This is a genomic window from Pseudodesulfovibrio nedwellii, assembly GCF_027923765.1.
Lineage (GTDB): Bacteria > Desulfobacterota > Desulfovibrionia > Desulfovibrionales > Desulfovibrionaceae > Pseudodesulfovibrio > Pseudodesulfovibrio nedwellii.
On sequence record NZ_AP026709.1, the window covers coordinates 2,230,408 to 2,249,327 of the forward strand.

Here is an 18,920-nt window from a genome sequence, read left to right on the forward strand (position 1 = left end):
TCAAATCCTGACTGCCCGATCAAAGCGGGGAAGTCTCAGTTTCACAAGCGTGCATTGAAAAATTGTGAAAAACATCACGTAAAACTCAGAAACATATTCCAAACCCCTTGGAAAACGTCAAGGCTTTTTCCAGGAAAAACTGACTAATGAGAAGGGGTATCAGGACGCGATAACGCCTGAATTCACACGAAAGAATCTCAACCTCGCTCCACCCTGTTTCGTCCCATACGCTTGGCCTTGTACAAGGCTTCATCCGCACGGTTGAGAACTTCTTCAATGGTCCTGTCAGATGTCCGAACCACAGTCGTCCCGATAGAGACTGTGAATGTGACAACGGATTCTTCAACCCGAGCCTCCAAACCTGCATAGACTTCACGGAGCCTTTCGGCTGCTTCAAGTCCTTCTTGCAAGCCTGTTTCAGGAAGAATCACCGCGAACTCCTCACCGCCAAGGCGGCCGAAAATATCAGTCTCCCGCAGTGTTGTCGTGGACGCGGCAGCCAGCATTCTGAGGACCAGATCCCCGGTCTGATGGCCGTGGGTATCATTGATGGACTTAAAATAGTCGATATCAAGCATAAGCACGGCCAATGGATTCTTGTACCGTTTGGCGCGGACCAATTCCCTGGAACCAAGAACAAAAAAATTATGCCGGTTATTCACGCCGGTCAAACCATCGGTGGTAGCCAGCCGCTTCATTTTCTGCTCAAGACGAATTCGCTGTGTCACATCATGAATAACAGAGTAAAGGCGCTGCTTTCCCTGCACCATGATCGGACCGGAATACACCTCCACATCACGAATGTCACCATTAACTAAAATATGTTTCATGATGAAGTAGGAACGCCCCTCCTGCCTGGAAAGCTGCATTTCCCTAAAGATTTCATCTTGCGTCAACGCATTGATACTTCCCATCGTCATGTCACGCATGTCGTCAACGGAATAACCATAAAAATCACTGGCAGCCGGATTGGCATCGATAATTCGCTCGGTTCTCGGGTCCACCAAAAGCATGATGGCATGGTTATTCTCAAAAAAAGCACGATACTGCTTCTCTCGCTCTTTAAGAATCCCTTCCGCTTCAATACGATCGGTAATGTCGCGAAATGTCCCTTCCATGGCCACAGCGTTGCCCGACTCGTTTCTGATCAAATGTGTATTCGCTTCGACAACGATGGAAGACCCATCCTTACGCCGCGCCTGTACCTGAACGCCTCGAATGGCTCCCTTCTCAACCAGTTGCCTTCGCAAATGCATCCGCTCATCCTTGATTGAATACAAGGAGTCGATACTTTTCCCGAGAAGGTCACTTTCTTCGTAACCGAGCAGGCGACACGTCGCAGGGTTGACCATTTGAACGTCACCAGCCAAATCAGTGACCATGTACCCTTCTTCAATGGATTCGAAAATACGACGAAACTTTTCCTCACTCTCCTGCAACACCTGCTCCGCTTTTTTCCGGGCGGAGATATCTCGAATGACATTGACAATGCCCAAGGCAAGGCCGTCATCGCCAAGTATAAGGGACACAGAATGATCAGCAGGAAAAAGAGTACCGTCACTTCGCCTCAAGGCCATTTCAAATTGGGCTTTTTCTCCCTTGTCGAAAGCCGCCTGAGATTTGACAAGAAACTCTGCGTAATGAGGCCTATCCACATGCAGTTCCAACAAGGACAGTTCGCTCAACTCTTCGTTGGTCATCCCAAACAGAATTTCAGCGGCCGGATTGGCATCAAGCACATTCCAATCCGGTGTCAGGATAAGTACGGTCTCGCCTAGGGCGACAAATGTGTTGCGAAGCCACAATTCCTTTTCGGAAAGGGCCTCTTCCATGGCCCGTTTCTCCGTAACATCCATCCCTGAACTCAGAACACCGATGACATTACCGCCCTCGTTGGTCAGCACCCTGTTTTGCCAATGCACCAAACGATGGCGACCATCTTTAGCAACAACATAGTTGGTATACTCGTCATCTATTTCCGTCTGACCGGAAAAAATCATATAAAAATAATCGCGCACCTCGTCCCGCTGCTCAACAGGCACCATCAAATCAATCCAATTCTGTCCGAGCAATTCATTTTCCGCGTATCCGAGATGCTCACTTCCGGTCCGGTTAACCATGGTAATCGCCCCGGAAGCATCCTGCGCCAAGATGATCGATCCGACCACATCAAGATAATGAGCGACCCGGTTTCGTTCTCGACTCAACTGTTTTTCAGTCTCCACTCGAAAAGAAATATCTTCCAAAGTCAGAATGTAACCAGAAAATCCGGCAACCACTTCCGAAAACTTCGAAACCGACACACTGAAATATTTTTCGCCATAAATCATTGGAGCAGCCACATCCATCCGACAGACACTCCCGACGTCTCGTTCACCGGGAAAAAACTCCTGTACGCAATCGGCAAGCCACGGGACAAGATCTGCTACGGCCATTGAAGCACTGGTTGCCAAAAAATCGTCACCAAGACTCAACGTATTTATCGCAGCCTTGTTAGCGGCACTGATTTCAAATGAATCACTGAGAATAAGGGCAGGGGTATCAAGGCTCTGAAAAAGCCGCAGCACATCTTCTTTTCTCTGTTCCTGATCAGAATGAACAGGAGAAGGCATCGTTCCAACTATCCCTGAAAAAAAGTCGGGCCACTCTTCAGCAATGGCATCCGGAGTGCTCCCATGTTTCTTAACATAGGCGAGAATGCACTCTTTGAGCCATTCTTCATTCTCTGCAATATATGTTTTCAAACGATCCATTCTGATCCTGGATGAAATTTGAAGGCCACGGGGTTATGGGAAAGCATAACAAAAACGAACACGCGCGGGTAGACAAATCCTTTTTTTCTCATCGCCCCCTCCCTCACGACAAGCAAACGCATATACCTCTCATCTGGGCATATGTCGATTCCAAGGATCATATAACCAGCACGGCACAGAGCCAAAAGAACAAAAAAATGCTACGATAGCTATAAAAAAGCCCGCTTATGCGGGCCTTGTTTATTTCTCTTCAACACTGCTTTCAGCTTCGTCAGACGGTGCTGTCGGAGCCTCTTCAGCTTCAAGCTCTGGTCGGGGAGCAGCCTTGGGCGGTTCCATGTATCGAGCAAACACCAAAAAACCGGTGTGTGCCACCATACGATCATCAGGCCTGAGCCTGTCAGGCACAGGCTTCCAATGCCGAATAAGAATTTCCAAAACTTCCTGATCGGCAAAAGGACCGTCTTCCAGTCCCCGAAGCAACTCGGACACCTGGTTGACGGTAGGCAGCAAGAAACCGCACATAGCGCCCGGAATCACAGCCTCTGGGATGGAAGAAAGATATTCCCACGGCGTCCGTACATCCAAAAACAACGCATCTGCGCCCGAATGTTTGAAGCCATCCTCAATATTCTGATTAACCTGCTCAACACGATCAGCCAGACCAACACGCTCCAGATTCTTCCCGGCCAACTTGAAAAAGTCAGCGCGACGTTCATATGTGATAACCTTACCAGTATCACCTACAAACCAGGCCAAAGCGGTCGTCAGGCCACCCGAACCAGTACCGGATTCGATAACAGTAGAACCGGGACCAATCCCCAGTTTCATCATCAGGTACCCAATTTCCTTGGGGTACATAATCTGAGTCTGACGTTTCACGCCCTTAATAAGATCATGCAGAGTCGGCTTAAGCACCAGGTAGGGCCTGCCGAGATGTGTCTTGACGTATTGGCCGAAACCGGCCTCGGCCACTTCGTCCATAAGCAACTTGCCATCATGGGTATGTACTTCTCCACCAGCTTCAAGCTTGCGAAGGTACCGTTTGCCCTTGTGGCTGATGAGCAAAATGAGTTGTCCGGGTTCGATCATTGATTCGGCCTCCTAAAAAATATTGGCTTTGAGGTACGGTTAGGTTGAAGGGAAGTCAAGGGAAACGGCGTAATCAACCACAAGGCAATGTCACAAAAACGGACGTTCGACCTTCTTCATCCGATGTTTCCATATGAATCTCGCCACCGACGGTTTTGACCACAAGACTAGCCGAATACGTCCCAAGTCCGGTGCCGGAACTCTTCCCCGATGTAGCGTATTTCTCAAAGAAAGTCTCACGAATATCCACCGGCACCACTCCGGAATTACTGATAGCCATTCGCATGACATCGGTGTCACACTTGCCCATTTCAAGAACAACCGTTCCTCCCGAAGGAGATGCTTCGATAGCATTTTTCAACAAATTGGCAACCATGGATTCATATAAGATATCCTGCCCCAGAACCACCAAACTTGGAGACACAAGATCCGTACTGTCGCTAAAACGCACGTCCACGGTCACACTCAGCCCCCCAGCAAGATCGTCCAATTCAGTCAGTACATTATTGACCACATCAACGAAATTCACTTGAGACGGAATATACACATAAGACCCCGCCTCCATCTTGTAGACTGTCATGCTCATGCCAATCATACGCAAAACCTTTCGCCCCTGTTGTTCGATGGTTTCCAAAATATCCCGAATTTCCCCCTGAACATCATCCTCGTCCATGAGCAGGACCTTGCACGCACTGATTACACCAATAATCGGCGCCTTGAGATCGTGAGCAATAATGCGGTCCACATCTTCCTTGAGATGCTCCAACCTTTTTTGTTCGGAAATATCCACAAAGGCTTCCAACAGACAGGCCATATTGTCCAGTGTCACGCGAGACACCGATTTAAGAACAGGCAGACTGTCCCCATTTTCCATTCGTATGATCCGCTCATCACTGGCAACAGCCTCCCCTTCATCAAGGGCAGGACACAAGGCTTTGTCTCGCTGACAAAGGAACTCACAACACTGATGACCAACAAGGCTCTCTCGGGAATATCCCGTCATCGACAGCATGGCGGCATTGACATCAACGACTTCCCGAGTCTTTTCATCCAAAAGAGTCAACCCAATAGGCATCGTGTCCATAATTGCTTTCATCCGCCGTTCGCTGCTGGCGAGAAGTTCTTCAGCTGCCCTGCGCTCGGTGATATCCTCGGCAAAACAATAAAAATAATAATTTACGCCATCTCGATCTTCAACCGTTGTGAAATCCATCCGTACCAGAATAATGGTTCCGTCCTTGCGCTGTAGGCGGGCTTCATAATTCAGGACAACTTTTTCAGCACGAAGCGCGGCAAGCATCTCTTCTGCTTCTGTACGGTAAGGCCACATAAAAAACGGATCACCAAATCCACTGACCACACCAGACAATTCTTCGAAAGATTCATACCCAAGCATCTCGGCAAAAGTGGTATTCCATTCGACAAGATTTCCCCCGATAATCCCATGAACGATAGGGACAGGAGCTTTTTCATACAGCATCATTCTCCGCTCTTCCGCTATAAGCAAACTCGCTTCAACCGCACGACGTTTGCGATTTTCGCGCTCAAGAGCACGGGTCAATTCATCGTATTCTCGCCCGAGAACATGCTTATCTTTTTCCAAACAATCTTGTATATTCTCCATCGTTTGAAGGGTTGGAAGCCACATCAACAGGCCGATGGCTATCAAAACAAATCCAGCGAGATACCCGACGATTTTTTCAAGGAAGGCCTGAACCGGCGTGTCGCCGCCAATCACAGTCCAGTTCAAACTTTCAAAGTTGTCAGTTATATCCATAAAAGAACCGAACAGGACGAGCAAAAAACCAATCTTGATAAAAAGATACCCGCGACGACCATGCTCAACATCCTTGTCCGCACGGATGAAAAACACCAAAATACCGGCAAGGACAATGGTTCGCAAAGATTCAAGAACGACATCAAACATAATGAAGACCTCCTGAGAATCACAGCCAACTCTACACATAAGATCGCGTATAATCCAATTATTTACTCAACGTTCACCCATCTTCTCCTTGCATAAACAGTACATGAACGGTAGCACCACATAGACCATCCCCCTTGACAGTCGCCTCCCAGTTCTTAATAAACTCCCATAGATTTTGATTTCTACACTTCAAGGGATATGATACGTCATGGGATATAAATACGTCTTTGGACCGGTTATGAGTGGACGACTGGGCCGCTCTCTCGGACTCGATTTGCTTGGAGACAGAATATGCTCCATGGACTGCGTCTACTGTGAAGTAGGAGCCACCAGGAACTTAACCATCAAACGGAAGCCATATGTCCCCGCTGCCGCCATTCTGGAAGAACTGGCCGCATGGAAAGACGAAGAATTGGCCAAACCGGACATGGTGACGCTGGGAGGATTGGGAGAACCAATCCTGAACTCCGAGATGGCTGACGTCATCACTGGAGCTCGAAAGATTTTCCCGGACACGGACATTGCAGTGCTGACAAACGCCAGCCTCATAGGTGACCCGGAAGTGCGTAGAGAACTAGCTCTGGCCGACGTTGTCCTACCCAGCCTGGACTCTCTGATTGAAGACGAATTCACCCGCGTGAACCGTCCCTGTAAAGGATTTTCGCCTTCCGGCATTGCCGACGGGCTGCTTGAATTCAAAAAAGGATTCAAGGGAAAAATATTTTTGGAAATTTTGCTTGCCGAAGGAATTAATGACACAGACGAGAACCTCGGCAGGTTAAAGGATTTTTGCAAACGACTTGCTCCCGACCGGGTAGATGTGGTCACGCTGACCCGTCCTGGAACGGTCAAGGGAGTCCGCCCCGTGGACGGGGAGGTCCTAAGTCGTTGGCGCATGGCGCTTGAGAGCGGAAAAGCCAGCGTACACACGCAGCAAGTGACCGACAGGAAAGCGATGAGCACGGAGCATGTAACAGACTTCGTCAGCGCATCCCTGACCCGCAGGCCACAAACCCTCTCACAACTGGCACAGGCCCTTAACGCAGACCCAAAACAGGTCAGTGCGGCCGTGGAAGCCCTTTTGGAAAAGGGCGAAATCACCCCTCGGGATGACCGGGGCGAGATATATTACCACGGCATGGGGCATGTTCTTGAAGACACAAAGGCACCATGAGACAAACCACACATTTCTCGTCATGAGGTTATCATGCCCAACAAGAAGAAACGGCAGAAGATGTTCATCTCTGTCCTCCCAGGAGAACAGGTTGAAGTCGTCATTGCCGAAGAAGGCAAAGTCAACGAATACTACGTCGAGATGGTGCACCAGGCTAAAACCAAGGGCAACATCTACAAAGGCTACATTCACAATATAGACAACGGACTTCAAGCCGCGTTCATCAACTACGGTGCCGAACGCAATGGTTTTCTCCAGATCGACGAAGTCCACCCCGAATACTACACGGGCAATTTCACTCAAAAGAAAGGCGCGCGCTATCCGCTCATGCAGAAAGTGCTTAAGGCCGGTCAGGAAGTGCTTGTTCAGGTGGTCAAAGAACCCACTGGCAAAAAAGGCGCATTCCTCACCTCTTATCTTTCCCTACCCGGACGCAGTTTCGTCTACACCGTGGGCCGCTCCCAAATGGGTGTTTCCCGCAAAATTGAAAATGAAAAGGAACGGACGCGCCTGAAAAAGGCCCTCGAATCCTTTGAAACTACTGAAGGTGTGGGACTCATCGCCAGAACTGCAGCCGTGGGACAATCCAAGACTGCACTTGAGCGCGATTTCAAATACCTAAACCGACTCTGGACAGATATCCGGTCCAATGCCCAAAAGGAAAAAGCTCCAGTCATCGTTTACAAAGAGCTGGGACTTGCTGCACGCGCCGTGCGCGACTACCTGACTTCTGATGTCACTGAAGTCTGGGTTGACGACAAAGAAACCTACGACCAGATCAGCAAATTTGTTAAGCTCGCCTTCCCGCGTAAAAACAATCTGGTTCGTCTGCATGACGAAAACGATCTTTCCCTGCTGGAACGCTTCAACCTCGTAAAACAGGTGGAAGAAATTTATACGCGCGAAGCATCCATGCCGTCCGGTGGTCGTCTGGTCTTCGACGCCACAGAAGCCCTGACTGCCGTAGACATCAACTCCGGCAAGATCGGGGGAGAACGGAACTTCCAAAAAATGGCCCTCAAGACGAATGTCGAGGCCGCCAAGGAAATCGCCCGCCAGCTCAGACTGCGCGACATCGGCGGTCAGGTGGTTATTGACTTCATCGAGATGAAGAATCCCAAAGACTGCCGTGAAGTAGAAAAGGTCATGCGCGCCGAACTAAAAAACGACCGGGCCCGCACAGACGTCAGCCGCATCTCATCTTTCGGACTTATGGAGCTGGTTCGTCAGCGCCTTGGGTCCTCGGCCATAGCCATCTCCACCGAAGCATGTCCCTGCTGTAAGGGCACAGGCATTCGCCGTAACATGGAATGGCAAGCTCTTCAGGCTCTCAAGGAAATCCATAGGGACATTCGTAAACCCGGCATGGATCGGGTCGAGCACGATTGCGAAGAAGAACTCGCAATTTACCTGCTCAACACAAAACGAGGCATCCTGACCGACCTGGAAAACAGGTATGGTAAAGAAATCCATATTGATCTTGAATACGAATACGACGATTAAGATCCCTTTCACCGAGAATAAAAAAACGGCCCGAAGCGAATGCTCCGGGCCGTTTCTTTATTCTTCATTAACAAAGGAATTATACAATTACCCAGTGCCTGAAAAAGGGACAAACAATCCGATCATCGTGTGCTGCGGGTTACTGTACTGCGGGGAGGGTAAAAATAAAGGATGACCCTGCTCCGACCTCGGATTCGACCCAGATACGGCCACCATAATGTTCAACGATCTCTCGACAGATGGTTAAGCCAAGTCCCGTTCCTTGCGGCTTGTTGACCATGGTGTCAGAACGTGTCTGATGAAACTTCTCAAAGATCTGAGCCTGATCATCAGCATGGATACCTGTACCGGTATCAACCACTTCCACGCGAATCTGACCAAAACGCGGAAAAGCCCGCAATGTAACTGTTCCCTGCTCGGTAAATTTCGCCGCATTGTTCAGAAGATTGATAAGTATCTGTTGAATACGATCCGGGTCCGCGACGACCGCTGGCAAATCAGGTTCAATCTCAGTAACGAGACTCAGAGTCGTCTGGGTGAACATCCCACTGACAGAATTGGCGGCCACATCGATAACCTCATTCATATCCAGCCGCTCATCACGCCAACCCATGGAACCAGACTCAATCTTGTTGAGATCGAGCACATCATTGATAAGCCGCGTCAAACGCTCACCTTCATGGCTGATAATATTGAGGTTACTCTGAATACGTTCACCCTTTCTGACCAGTCTGCCCTCTTCGACAAGCGGCATGAAATTCTTTGAGAATTCCTTATTCAACAGTTTGGCAAACCCAAGGATAGACGTCAAAGGAGTACGCAATTCATGCGAAACCGACGACAGGAAGGAGGACTTCATTTCATCAAGTTCCCGCAACCGTTGGTTGGCTTCTTCCAATTCGCGGGCCTTGGTCACCAAATCTTCGGTACGATCACGGACCAATTGTTCCAAATGCCGGTTAAGGTCGGCCAAATCCTGCTCAGCCTGTTTACGATCGGAAATATCTTCAAGAATACCATCGATAAAAACAAGCGTGCCGAATTCGTCATAAATGGCGCGGGCGTTGAGTGAGCCCCACATGGTTTTGCCATCACGACGATAGTATTCCGCCTCAAACCGCTTAACTTCGCCCTCGGTCCGCACCTTTTCGAAAAAGTCCTGCATGTGCTCCGGGTTCACCATGATGCGAGAACTCAGACTCCGTACGTTGGAAAGAAATTCGTCGAGGGAGTCATAACCAAAAAGACGGGCCATGGCAGGGTTTGCCCTGCGCAAAATGCCATCAGGTGTTGCCTGAAAAATACCTTCCACAGCATTCTCGAAGATACCGCGATACTTTTCTTCGGCCTCCTGCAACGTCTTATTCATAGCTTGCAGTTTGTTTTCACGCCCTTCAATCTCAATGGACATACGCCGAAAACGCTTGGCTATCTCCAAAAGCTCTGCATGGTAAACTTCTCCGAAATCATACGAAAAATCACCCTTGGCAACACGAGCGATACCGGATTGAAGGACCATGAGAGGCTTGTTCAAAAAGACGCGCAAAAGCAAACCGGTGATGGCAAGAATGACGGAGATGGACACCACAATAATAATAATGGAAACAAGCATCTGTTCATCCAGACGTTTCTTGTCCCGTGCCAACGTGAAGTCGATTTCGGCCCGGCCAATGGTCCTTCCCTCAAAAACGATGGACCGGACCTTACTAAAATCCGCTTGCGAATCAGAAAATTTTTCATGCGCAAATACGACCTCATTCCGAGATCCATAAATACGAATGCCCTGCACCATATCATCATGCGTATACACCGACCCAATGAGTCGGGCGTTGTCATAATCAAGATTCCAAATGGGGACGGCCAATATCTCGGCCACACTGGTGATGGTATCTTCACCTTTCTCTTTGGCAGTGGTCCACATCTCCTGCGACTGTTGCCAATAGATATAACTGCCCATAGCCGTAGCTATGATCATGACGATGACCACAAGACTGAAAGTCAGATCCCGAGAGATCGACCGACTCGTCATAAGGGGCTTGGTTCTTTTGGATTTGTATGCGTTCATGAGTATTATTGAGGAAGAGCATATTCACGGAGATCCCCTAGGGACTCTTCCATCAACAACCACTCTTACATAACTCGGGGCTGGCTGTCATCCGTGTTATAATAAAGACTTGGCCCGTATGTGCGAATCATGCCGTTCTCTATAAATCGCTGAATGATTATTCAAATTTTCTCAACAAAATCAGAAGAAGTCCGCCAAGGCACGTGAAATGTAACGGAAATTCAAAACAACCAATAACAATCGATTCCTCACAAGACAGGAAACCGATAAGAAAAACCTTCTATTCTGTAGAAATACAAATCGGTCTTGCCATCTCTCACCCCCTCCTTTATTTACGGGCCATTCGATATGCTTAAAAAATTATACACCATATGTCTGTTGGTCATGCTCACGCCCCTTTTGACACCGAGCCAAGGCCGTTGCCATCCTCACGTATTCGTGGATGCGTCGTTGACCTTTTTCGTGGATGACTCGGGCCTGACAGGTGTCCGTGAATATTGGCTTTTCGACGAAATTTTCACCCAGGCCATTCTGAGTGATCTGGGCCTTGATGCAAACAGTCTGCCGACGACTCTCGGCCAGGAAAAAATCCGGGATGGAGCCTTTGCCTACCTCGTGAACTTCGGATACTTCACGCTCATTGAATCCGAAGGAAAACGCATACCCGTTTCCAAAACAGAAGGGTTCCGCGCTTCGTTGGAAAACGGTCGCCTAGTCTACGACTTTCTCGTTCCGCTGAACCTGCCCTTTGAACACATCAAGAATTTTCGTATGGCCGTGTTCGACGAAGAATATTATTCGGACGTCGTGCTGGTCAAAGATAACATCTCTTTCGAGATAGACGGCATGGCTCAGGTCAGCCACACCGTCAGACCGGCAAAAGATTATACATACTGGAAATTCATCGTTCCAGAAGCCGTCCACCTGTCGATCTCCAACTCCCCTTCCACTGCACCAGCGCCAGAAGCCGCTCAGTTTGAAGAAATCGAAGGGCCCGGTCCCATCGAACAACTGATGACACTGGTTCGCTCCACGCAAAAACAACTGACGCAAAGACTCAACGGATTCGGCATGCAGCTCAAGGGCAACCCCTTCGGGCCTGCCCTGTGGATGTTCCTCGGCCTTTCATTCCTGTACGGCATTGTCCACGCCATAGGTCCCGGCCATGGCAAAGCAGTTGTCTGCTCATATTTTCTGAGCAACCCGGGGTCCCTGATGAACGGTGCGCTGATGGGAAATGCCATTACGTTTGTCCATATGGGTTCCGCAGCCGTGGCCGTCGGTGCGGCCTATCTAATCTTTTCCTCTGGTATGGGAGGCTTCGCTGCCGCCAGTCGCGCCCTGCAACCAGCCAGCTATGCACTCCTTGCACTCATGGGGCTTTTCCTGCTGATCAAGGCAATTCGTGACATCCTCAAGGGCGGCATGCTCGCGGACCCATCATGTGGTCACAGTCACAACGAACCAAAAGGCGGCGATCTCAAATCCATTCTGTCCGTCTCCTTTATCACAGGCCTCGTGCCATGCCCGGGCGCAGCCGTAATTCTTGCCTTTGCCATCGGGTTGAATATTTTCTGGATCGGCATGCTCGCCTTGATCTGCATGGCGGCTGGCATGGGATTAACCACCACTTTATTCGCTTGGGTCGCTGTAACAGCCCGGTCCGCCACTCTCAAACTCTCCGGCAAAAACAGAAAAGTTTTCAACCTGCTCTACGCGGGTTTATCCATCTGCGGAGCCGGTACGATCGCCCTATTCGGCTCGGCCCTATTCTTCGGCAGTCTGTAACGACGATATCTCCCACGCTTCTCTACTCCCGCAACAGCGATTTTTTTGTGACCTTCCTTCCAAAAAAAAATATTGACAACATTTTTCACTTTTAGATAAAAAAGCTTCACCAAGTTTTCGAAAAAGAAAATATCCGACAAAATTGATATGAAAAGTACTCTCGACATACAAGACAAGAAACTGGTGGCTGCGCTGACCCACGATGGCCAGCTGTCACCGGGAAAAATTGGTCAGGGCATGGGCGTAACAGCGCCGACAGTGCGATCTCGCATGAAAAATCTTATAACGGCTGGAGCACTCAAGGTTGCCGGCCTGATAAACCCCATGGAAGCCAAAGGGCTGACCGTGGCCATGGTGGGCATCACACTGCACAGCCATGAACAACTCGGTGAAAAACTGGAGCAAATCGGCTCCCTACCACGCGTCAACTGGTGCGCAGTAGTCACCGGCCGTTACGACATCATTGTCGAAATTATCTGCACGGATGAAATGAGCGACCTGTACGACTTTCTTGATCAGGACCTATCCAAAGTCGGCGGTGTCAATTCCAGCGAATCCTTTGTCGTCATGAAATCCAAGCGCAAGTGGCTGTTACTGCCCGACGCTGTTGTCGACAGATTCAATAAATAACCCCTTCTGCCGGGTACGGCAGGACCGTTTTTTCAAAGGAGAGAGAGAAAAAATGATTATCGGTATCCCCAAGGAAATCAAAACACTTGAGAATCGCGTTTCCATGACCCCCGGGGCCGTGGAATCTCTGGTACGTCACGGCAACAAGGTGCTCGTCGAAGCTGGAGCCGGTCTTGGCAGTGGCCTGACCGATGCTGAATACGAGACCGCAGGTGCCGCCATGGTCTCCGCCGAGGAAGCATGGGGCGCGGAAATGGTCATCAAGGTCAAAGAACCGCTGGATTCTGAATTCAAGTATCTCCGCAAAGGTCTTATCCTGTTCACCTACCTGCATCTGGCTGCTGCCGAGTCCCTGACTCACGCTCTGCTGGAATCCGGCACCACCGGCATCGCCTACGAAACAGTTGAATCCCCGGACCACACCCTGCCACTGCTTACCCCCATGTCCGAAGTGGCTGGCCGTATGGCAACACAGGTCGGCGCACACCACCTTGAAAAGACTCAGGGCGGCGAAGGAATTCTCCTCGGCGGCGTTCCCGGCGTATATCCGGCAGAAGTCATGGTTATCGGTGGCGGCGTGGTCGGCACTAACGCGGCTCGCATTGCCATGGGCATGGGCGCTCGCGTAACCATCCTCGATCTTTCCCACCAGCGTCTCCAGTATCTGGACGAAGTATTCCAGGGCCGCATCACCACCATGATGTCCACCGAGCCGAATATCCGTCAGATGATCACCAAGGCTGACCTTGTTGTCGGCGCGGTGCTCATTCCCGGCGCAAAGGCTCCGAACCTCATCACCCGCGACATGCTTTCGCTCATGAAAAAAGGTTCCGTCATCGTTGACGTCGCCGTTGATCAGGGTGGCTGCGTAGAGACCATCAAAGCCACCACGCACGACGATCCCACATACATCGTTGACGGCGTGGTTCACTACGGCGTAGCGAATATGCCCGGCGCAGTTCCCCGCACCTCCACCTTCGCATTGGTCAACCAGACCACGCCGTACGCCCTGCGTCTGGCCGCCAAGGGCGTTGATGCCCTCAAGGACGATCCGGGCCTGGCTCTCGGCCTGAACACTTACAAGGGCAAATTGACCTGTCCCGCTGTCGGCGAAGCCTTTGGCATGGAGTCCCAGACTCCCGAAGAAGCTCTCGGCATATAGCATGGCTCCAAACTCGACATCATTCAAGAAAAGCAAAGGCCCCGATCAATTGATCGGGGCCTTTTTTTGCGCTTTGCAACAGGCTCGGATATGGTGCGCCGACAAGGAGTTCCCAATGAAAAAAGACATCCTCTTCACTCTGCCCGCCAGCTTCATGAATGGTATGGACGGCCCGTTGTTCTGACCGGAATGTGCAATCCTGGAAGGATTGCTTGGCTACTTTCCTCAATTGCGGGAAGAACTTGATGTCAAAACCATCGAATTCGTACGTCCCAGAGCCTCAATCATCACATTTCTCGGTGAAAAAAATCAGGAATGCCCCTGCCTGATTCTGGCAGATCCGACCAAAGCAAAAGGGCTGCCGATCCAACAATATGGACCGCACACCTTCATCACCGACGACAAAATCATCATCGAATATCTGGCCCGCAACAACGGCATCAGCCGCCCGGCGCACGACTAACACAGCTTATCGCCAATGAGGTGACATCAAAATCACTTCAAACGGCTTATTTGCTCACGGAAAGCTTTTGCCCCGGCCTGATCGTGGACTTGGTTGAGAGCTTGTTCAGCTTGCAAAGCTGCCAAAGACTCATTCGGTGTTTCCGGGCTATCGCCGTCAAGGAATCCCCCCGTTTGACCACATAGGTCTTGGGCTTGAGGGTTTTCCGGTACTTGGCGATAAGAGGATGATACCGCTTGGCAAAATCTCCTGCCGCTCCTTGCGGCAAATAGAGAATATGATCGCCTCTTGGGATGGTATCGGACAGCAATTGCGGGTTCAAATCTCGAATATTTTTATAATATGTCTTAGCGGCCTTGGCTACGAGAGTAACCGGAGTCGCATATTTGGCCTTGAGCTTGATACGATCAAACTGCTTTGGCGAATAATAATCACCAGGTCGCAAATCAAATCCATAGCGGGCTGGATCGGACAAAATGAGCTTGGCAGCAATGGCGCGAGGAATATACCGTTGCGTTTCACGGGGCAGATGAAGCCGGTAGTAATCCTTGACCTCCTGCTTCTCGATCCGCTTTTTCAACCCTTGCTCACCCATATTGTACCCGGCACACCCGAGTGTCCATGAGCCAAACATGTCATGTAACTCATTCATATACCGAACGGCAGCCTTGGTGGCCGAATAAAAATTCCGCCGCTCATCTATAGAATAATTCACGACAAGTCCGTAGTTCCGCGCTGTAGACGGGATAAACTGCCAAATACCACGCGCCCCTTTGTTTGAACCGGCATGGGGCTTGAGAGCACTCTCGATGACCGCGATATACTTGAGATCATCGGGCATATTTGATCCCTTGAGCACGACTTCAATATGCGGGAAATACCGTCCTGTCCGCTTGAGCCAAAGAATGACCTGCGCACGATCCCAGAGCATGAGCAACAGTTCTTTTTCCAGTCGCTCTCGCACCTCAGGCAAATGAACAGGAACGTATTCACCACAAAATTCAAGCGGCCCACGGATACGAATGGCCGATTCCAATGAGGGGAAAGCGGCGACTTTCATGGGTTCGGTAAGGGCTGGCGACTGAGCAAACCCTGACGCCGTCAAAAAGAACAGCAAAAAAACCGCCAAAAGCGGAATATGACCACGCCTTATGGGCACAATTAAACTCCATGAGACCCACGCCGAGTTCTACACCCGGCGCGGGAAGATATATTACAGTTTTGATTTCAGCACGATGTCCGTAATGGGACCACGAGAGCGGTCACCCTTGAGGACCATATGAGCATAATTCTTATACCCTTTGAGCTTGCGTACTGTCCAGTTGAGTCCGTTATTCGATTCATTGAGATATGGATTGTCCACCTGTCTTGTATCGCCAAGACAGATGCATTTAACCCCATCACCCATACGAGTAAGCAAGGCACGGGTTTCGCCACGAGACAGATTCTGCATCTCATCCACGATAACCACTGCATTTTCGATGTTCATGCCACGCAGGAAAGCAACGGGCTGGACCTCGAATTTCTTGGGGTTGAACTTCAACGAATCCACAGCAGGATCCTGAAAGATACGGTTGGCAGGCCTGATATCATGAAGCTTAATGAGCAAATCCTGCACATACTTCACATATGGCAACATCTTCTCTTCAATGTCTCCCGGCAAATAGCCCATCTTGGCACCAATTTCCACGACCGGCTTGACCAAATAAATCTTTCGGTAAGGATTATCCTTGCGCTCCAACATGAGATACAAGGCAGCCGCCAGCGACAGAAAAGTCTTACCGTATCCCGCTTCGGACTGAATGGACACAAGATCAATCCCCTCCTGAAGCATCAGCTCCAGAGCAAGATTCTGATAAATCGAACGAGGTTTCACTCCCCATATTTCATGGGAATATCCAATCTCCTTGGGGCCGTCCGGGCCATAAAAAACCGGAGTACCGTTTTCCCATTTGAAACAATTGCGAACAGGCTCCTCTTCTTCACTCACAAAACCCGTGTACTTTTGTGATTCGGACCGGAACGGATCGGAATCACGATATTCCTCACTGGGAATACCATAGCACTTGGCCTTGATTTGAAGAATACGGTCATTGGTGATGAGCGTGGCATCTTGCGGCCCCACATGCAGAATCTCCTTGAGGATACGATCATCCATCACAGGATCAGTGAGCGTGTCTGCAAAATCGGGGGGGAAGATATTGACGTCATCGTCGTGGAGGATCGCGCGCACGGCTTGGGACACGATATGCCCTATGCGCGGGTCTTTCTTGAGTCCGTCCAGCTCGGCAAGGACGGTGTATGGAATGTATATCTGGTTTTCCACCCCGTTTCTCAGGGCGGTGATGCATTTGGGGTTTTCAATAAGGACGTTGGTATCGAGGACAAACTGCTTTTGGGCCATAATCCCCCGTCCGTGGGTTTGAAAGTTGATTCTAGGGCTTCACCACGCCTTGTACCCGAGGCCGGGAATCAGCGAATCAATTTCATCTGCACCTCCATTCTTTTCCTATTTCGATACTGAATCATGACGAGTTTTTAAGAAAAAGTCTAGACGCAAATTGCCTTATGCCAGAAGGGAAAGCATGACGGAAACGTGACGATCCGATGATATCAAGATCATTCAACAAGCACGCAAAAAAAACGCGAAAGTATCAATGATTCAACAATGGAATGATCAACCCGGAAGAATCCCGATTTTTCAGGACACGCATGAAGGCAGCCTCCTGCCCCTGCTGCGTGGCAAGACTCAGACCCAGACGTAATTCTTCGAGGCCGGAATCCAAACGATAGGAAGCAAGATTCGCCAACCCGATCTCAAGGGCAAGACGCCAATCATCGCGCTTAAACAAAGTCAGAATGGAAAGGAATCCCACACGCGATTGCTCCAGTCCGGGTAATGGTCGAAGCATAGAATCCAAAAGTCGAAGAGTGGGCAAATCATTCGGCTCATCCTCCAAAATGGTCAGCAGACATTCTGCCGCTGATCCCGGCAAATGTCGGGCCATATCAAAAGAGAATCCCTGTCGGGCCACACACCCACGCCGGGCTAAGTCCTTTGCCCACAAGGTCAATAATTCTTTGGGTGATTCAGGAGGAGCCAACTCAATACCCTTGGCCTCCAGATGCCGGTACCAAAATGCCTTGGCCGCATCAAAATTCTTCAACCGCAAAGCCACCATCGATGCTGTCTGATTCAATTTCGAGGCATCTCCGGGGACAGGACTCGTCAACAAGGCCATCACATTTTGCTCAAGGACGGAATCAACACCCGCCATGGCCTGAACTCGGAGAGCCATGCTCACCACATCCGCATCCTGTGACACGGAAGCAAGACGGGACAGCAAGTCTGCATGTGCTATGTCCACCAATCCGGCCTCGGCCAATGCACACGCTGCAAGTGCGGTCCACTTGTCGGCCTCACGCCCTGTAACCCGATTTCGTCCTGCGTCCGCAGCGAATTCGAGAATACGCACCGCCCGATGATCAGGAAGATGTTCTGCCTTGATCCGCGCATGAGCGGCACGCCCCATGGCCCCGGCAAGACGAGGGTTGGCCTGATACTTGGACAGTTTTTCGCCCAGTTCAATAACATGCGAATAGGTATCGATCTCCCGTCCCGGCTCAAATAGCTCTACCTGCTCCCCTATATCCTGACCAAGAACCAAGCATCCGCAGGACGCACCTTCAAACAAACGAAAATTAACTTCGCCAAAAATGGATTCGTTAGGGATAATACGACTGGCACGGTACAATGCCATCATCTCAGAAAAAGCTAATCCCTCTCGAAGAGTCAGGGGACTTCCAGCGGTTTTGTCCCGCAAAAATTCAACCATCCACTTCCGGGTCGGACGCTGATCAGTCACTCGTCCGACAAAAGTCAGGCTATGTTCTCGTTCCTTCCAGTCGACAAACGGCTCCTGATGGCCGTACCACGGCAACCAGCGAACATCCGGCGCACCGCATTGGCTGAGCTTGTCAATCCACGCCTTTTGCGTCGAGCACACCACATCGAACAACCGAGCGTATACGCTGTGCCAATGTGCATTGAGATGAGGATCAATACACCAGAACATGACAGGAGCATCTACCTGATCCAAACCGGTGAGAATGGTCCGTGAGGCCATACGCTCTACCTGTAATATCAGATCGGGAGATTTTCCGGCACGTTCCAAGGCTGTGGGAAGATCAAAAAAAGGATTTTGAGGCGTATGAATGGCAAAAACATCCAAACCGGCCCGAATAAAGGCCTTCTCAAGTTCAAGCTGCCCATCGATAAGGCACAGGGTACGAATGTCAGCGGCCATGACCGACGTATATACTGTTTTATGCACATTTGTCATGGGCATCCTTTATCAAGCAC

13 protein-coding genes are annotated in these 18,920 nt (G+C 50.1%); 6 read left to right on the forward strand and 7 right to left on the reverse strand.

Annotated elements, in window-relative coordinates:
• Window positions 1-197: 197 nt before the first annotated feature.
• The 3 genes from SYK_RS10495 to SYK_RS10505 all read right to left on the reverse strand — a co-directional run bounded on the left by SYK_RS10495 (window position 198) and on the right by SYK_RS10505 (window position 5,772).
• Window positions 198-2,753, reverse strand: coding sequence for a sensor domain-containing diguanylate cyclase (locus SYK_RS10495; protein WP_281760215.1), 2,556 nt, complete (start codon window positions 2,751-2,753; stop codon window positions 198-200).
• A 240-nt stretch (window positions 2,754-2,993) separates the two neighbouring features.
• Complete coding sequence (locus SYK_RS10500) at window positions 2,994-3,845, reverse strand: tRNA (adenine-N1)-methyltransferase (protein WP_281760216.1); 852 nt, start codon at window positions 3,843-3,845, stop codon at window positions 2,994-2,996.
• A gap of 73 nt (window positions 3,846-3,918) precedes the next feature.
• The gene (locus SYK_RS10505; protein ID WP_281760217.1) at window positions 3,919-5,772 is read right to left on the reverse strand and encodes a PAS domain-containing sensor histidine kinase; all 1,854 of its coding nucleotides are present in this window, start codon (window positions 5,770-5,772) and stop codon (window positions 3,919-3,921) included.
• Window positions 5,773-5,980: 208 nt separating this feature from the next.
• On the opposite strand from SYK_RS10505, the gene SYK_RS10510 reads away from it, so the two are divergent.
• Together SYK_RS10510 and SYK_RS10515 are read left to right on the forward strand one after the other, a co-directional pair.
• Window positions 5,981-6,946 (forward strand): radical SAM protein, encoded by a 966-nt coding sequence (locus tag SYK_RS10510; protein ID WP_281760218.1) that lies wholly within the window; start codon window positions 5,981-5,983, stop codon window positions 6,944-6,946.
• 33 nt (window positions 6,947-6,979) lie between these two features.
• Window positions 6,980-8,449, forward strand: a complete 1,470-nt coding sequence (locus SYK_RS10515) for an Rne/Rng family ribonuclease (protein WP_281760219.1) — start codon at window positions 6,980-6,982, stop codon at window positions 8,447-8,449.
• Between the two features lie 139 nt (window positions 8,450-8,588).
• On the opposite strand, the gene SYK_RS10520 is transcribed toward SYK_RS10515, so the two are convergent.
• Window positions 8,589-10,514 (reverse strand): sensor histidine kinase, encoded by a 1,926-nt coding sequence (locus SYK_RS10520; RefSeq protein ID WP_281760220.1) that lies wholly within the window; start codon window positions 10,512-10,514, stop codon window positions 8,589-8,591.
• 348 nt (window positions 10,515-10,862) lie between these two features.
• On the opposite strand from SYK_RS10520, the gene SYK_RS10525 reads away from it, so the two are divergent.
• The 4 genes from SYK_RS10525 to SYK_RS10540 all read left to right on the forward strand — a co-directional run bounded on the left by SYK_RS10525 (window position 10,863) and on the right by SYK_RS10540 (window position 14,557).
• Entirely contained in the window at window positions 10,863-12,302 is a 1,440-nt protein-coding gene (locus SYK_RS10525) for a HoxN/HupN/NixA family nickel/cobalt transporter (RefSeq protein ID WP_281760221.1), read from the forward strand.
• Between the two features lie 147 nt (window positions 12,303-12,449).
• Window positions 12,450-12,932 (forward strand): Lrp/AsnC family transcriptional regulator, encoded by a 483-nt coding sequence (locus SYK_RS10530; protein ID WP_281760222.1) that lies wholly within the window; start codon window positions 12,450-12,452, stop codon window positions 12,930-12,932.
• Window positions 12,933-12,984: 52 nt separating this feature from the next.
• Window positions 12,985-14,094, forward strand: coding sequence for an alanine dehydrogenase (gene ald / locus SYK_RS10535; RefSeq protein WP_281760223.1), 1,110 nt, complete (start codon window positions 12,985-12,987; stop codon window positions 14,092-14,094).
• 196 nt (window positions 14,095-14,290) lie between these two features.
• Window positions 14,291-14,557 carry a DUF3088 family protein gene (locus SYK_RS10540; RefSeq protein ID WP_285892316.1) on the forward strand — a complete coding sequence of 89 codons (267 nt, stop codon included), beginning with the start codon at window positions 14,291-14,293 and terminating at the stop codon, window positions 14,555-14,557.
• 46 nt (window positions 14,558-14,603) lie between these two features.
• On the opposite strand, the gene SYK_RS10545 is transcribed toward SYK_RS10540, so the two are convergent.
• From SYK_RS10545 to SYK_RS10555, 3 genes are all read right to left on the reverse strand, one after another.
• Complete coding sequence (locus tag SYK_RS10545) at window positions 14,604-15,716, reverse strand: lytic transglycosylase domain-containing protein (protein WP_281760224.1); 1,113 nt, start codon at window positions 15,714-15,716, stop codon at window positions 14,604-14,606.
• 54 nt (window positions 15,717-15,770) lie between these two features.
• The gene (locus SYK_RS10550) at window positions 15,771-16,961 is read right to left on the reverse strand and encodes a PhoH family protein (RefSeq protein WP_281760225.1); all 1,191 of its coding nucleotides are present in this window, start codon (window positions 16,959-16,961) and stop codon (window positions 15,771-15,773) included.
• Window positions 16,962-17,211: 250 nt separating this feature from the next.
• Window positions 17,212-18,891, reverse strand: coding sequence for a glycosyltransferase family protein (locus tag SYK_RS10555; RefSeq protein ID WP_281760226.1), 1,680 nt, complete (start codon window positions 18,889-18,891; stop codon window positions 17,212-17,214).
• Window positions 18,892-18,920 lie beyond the last annotated feature (29 nt).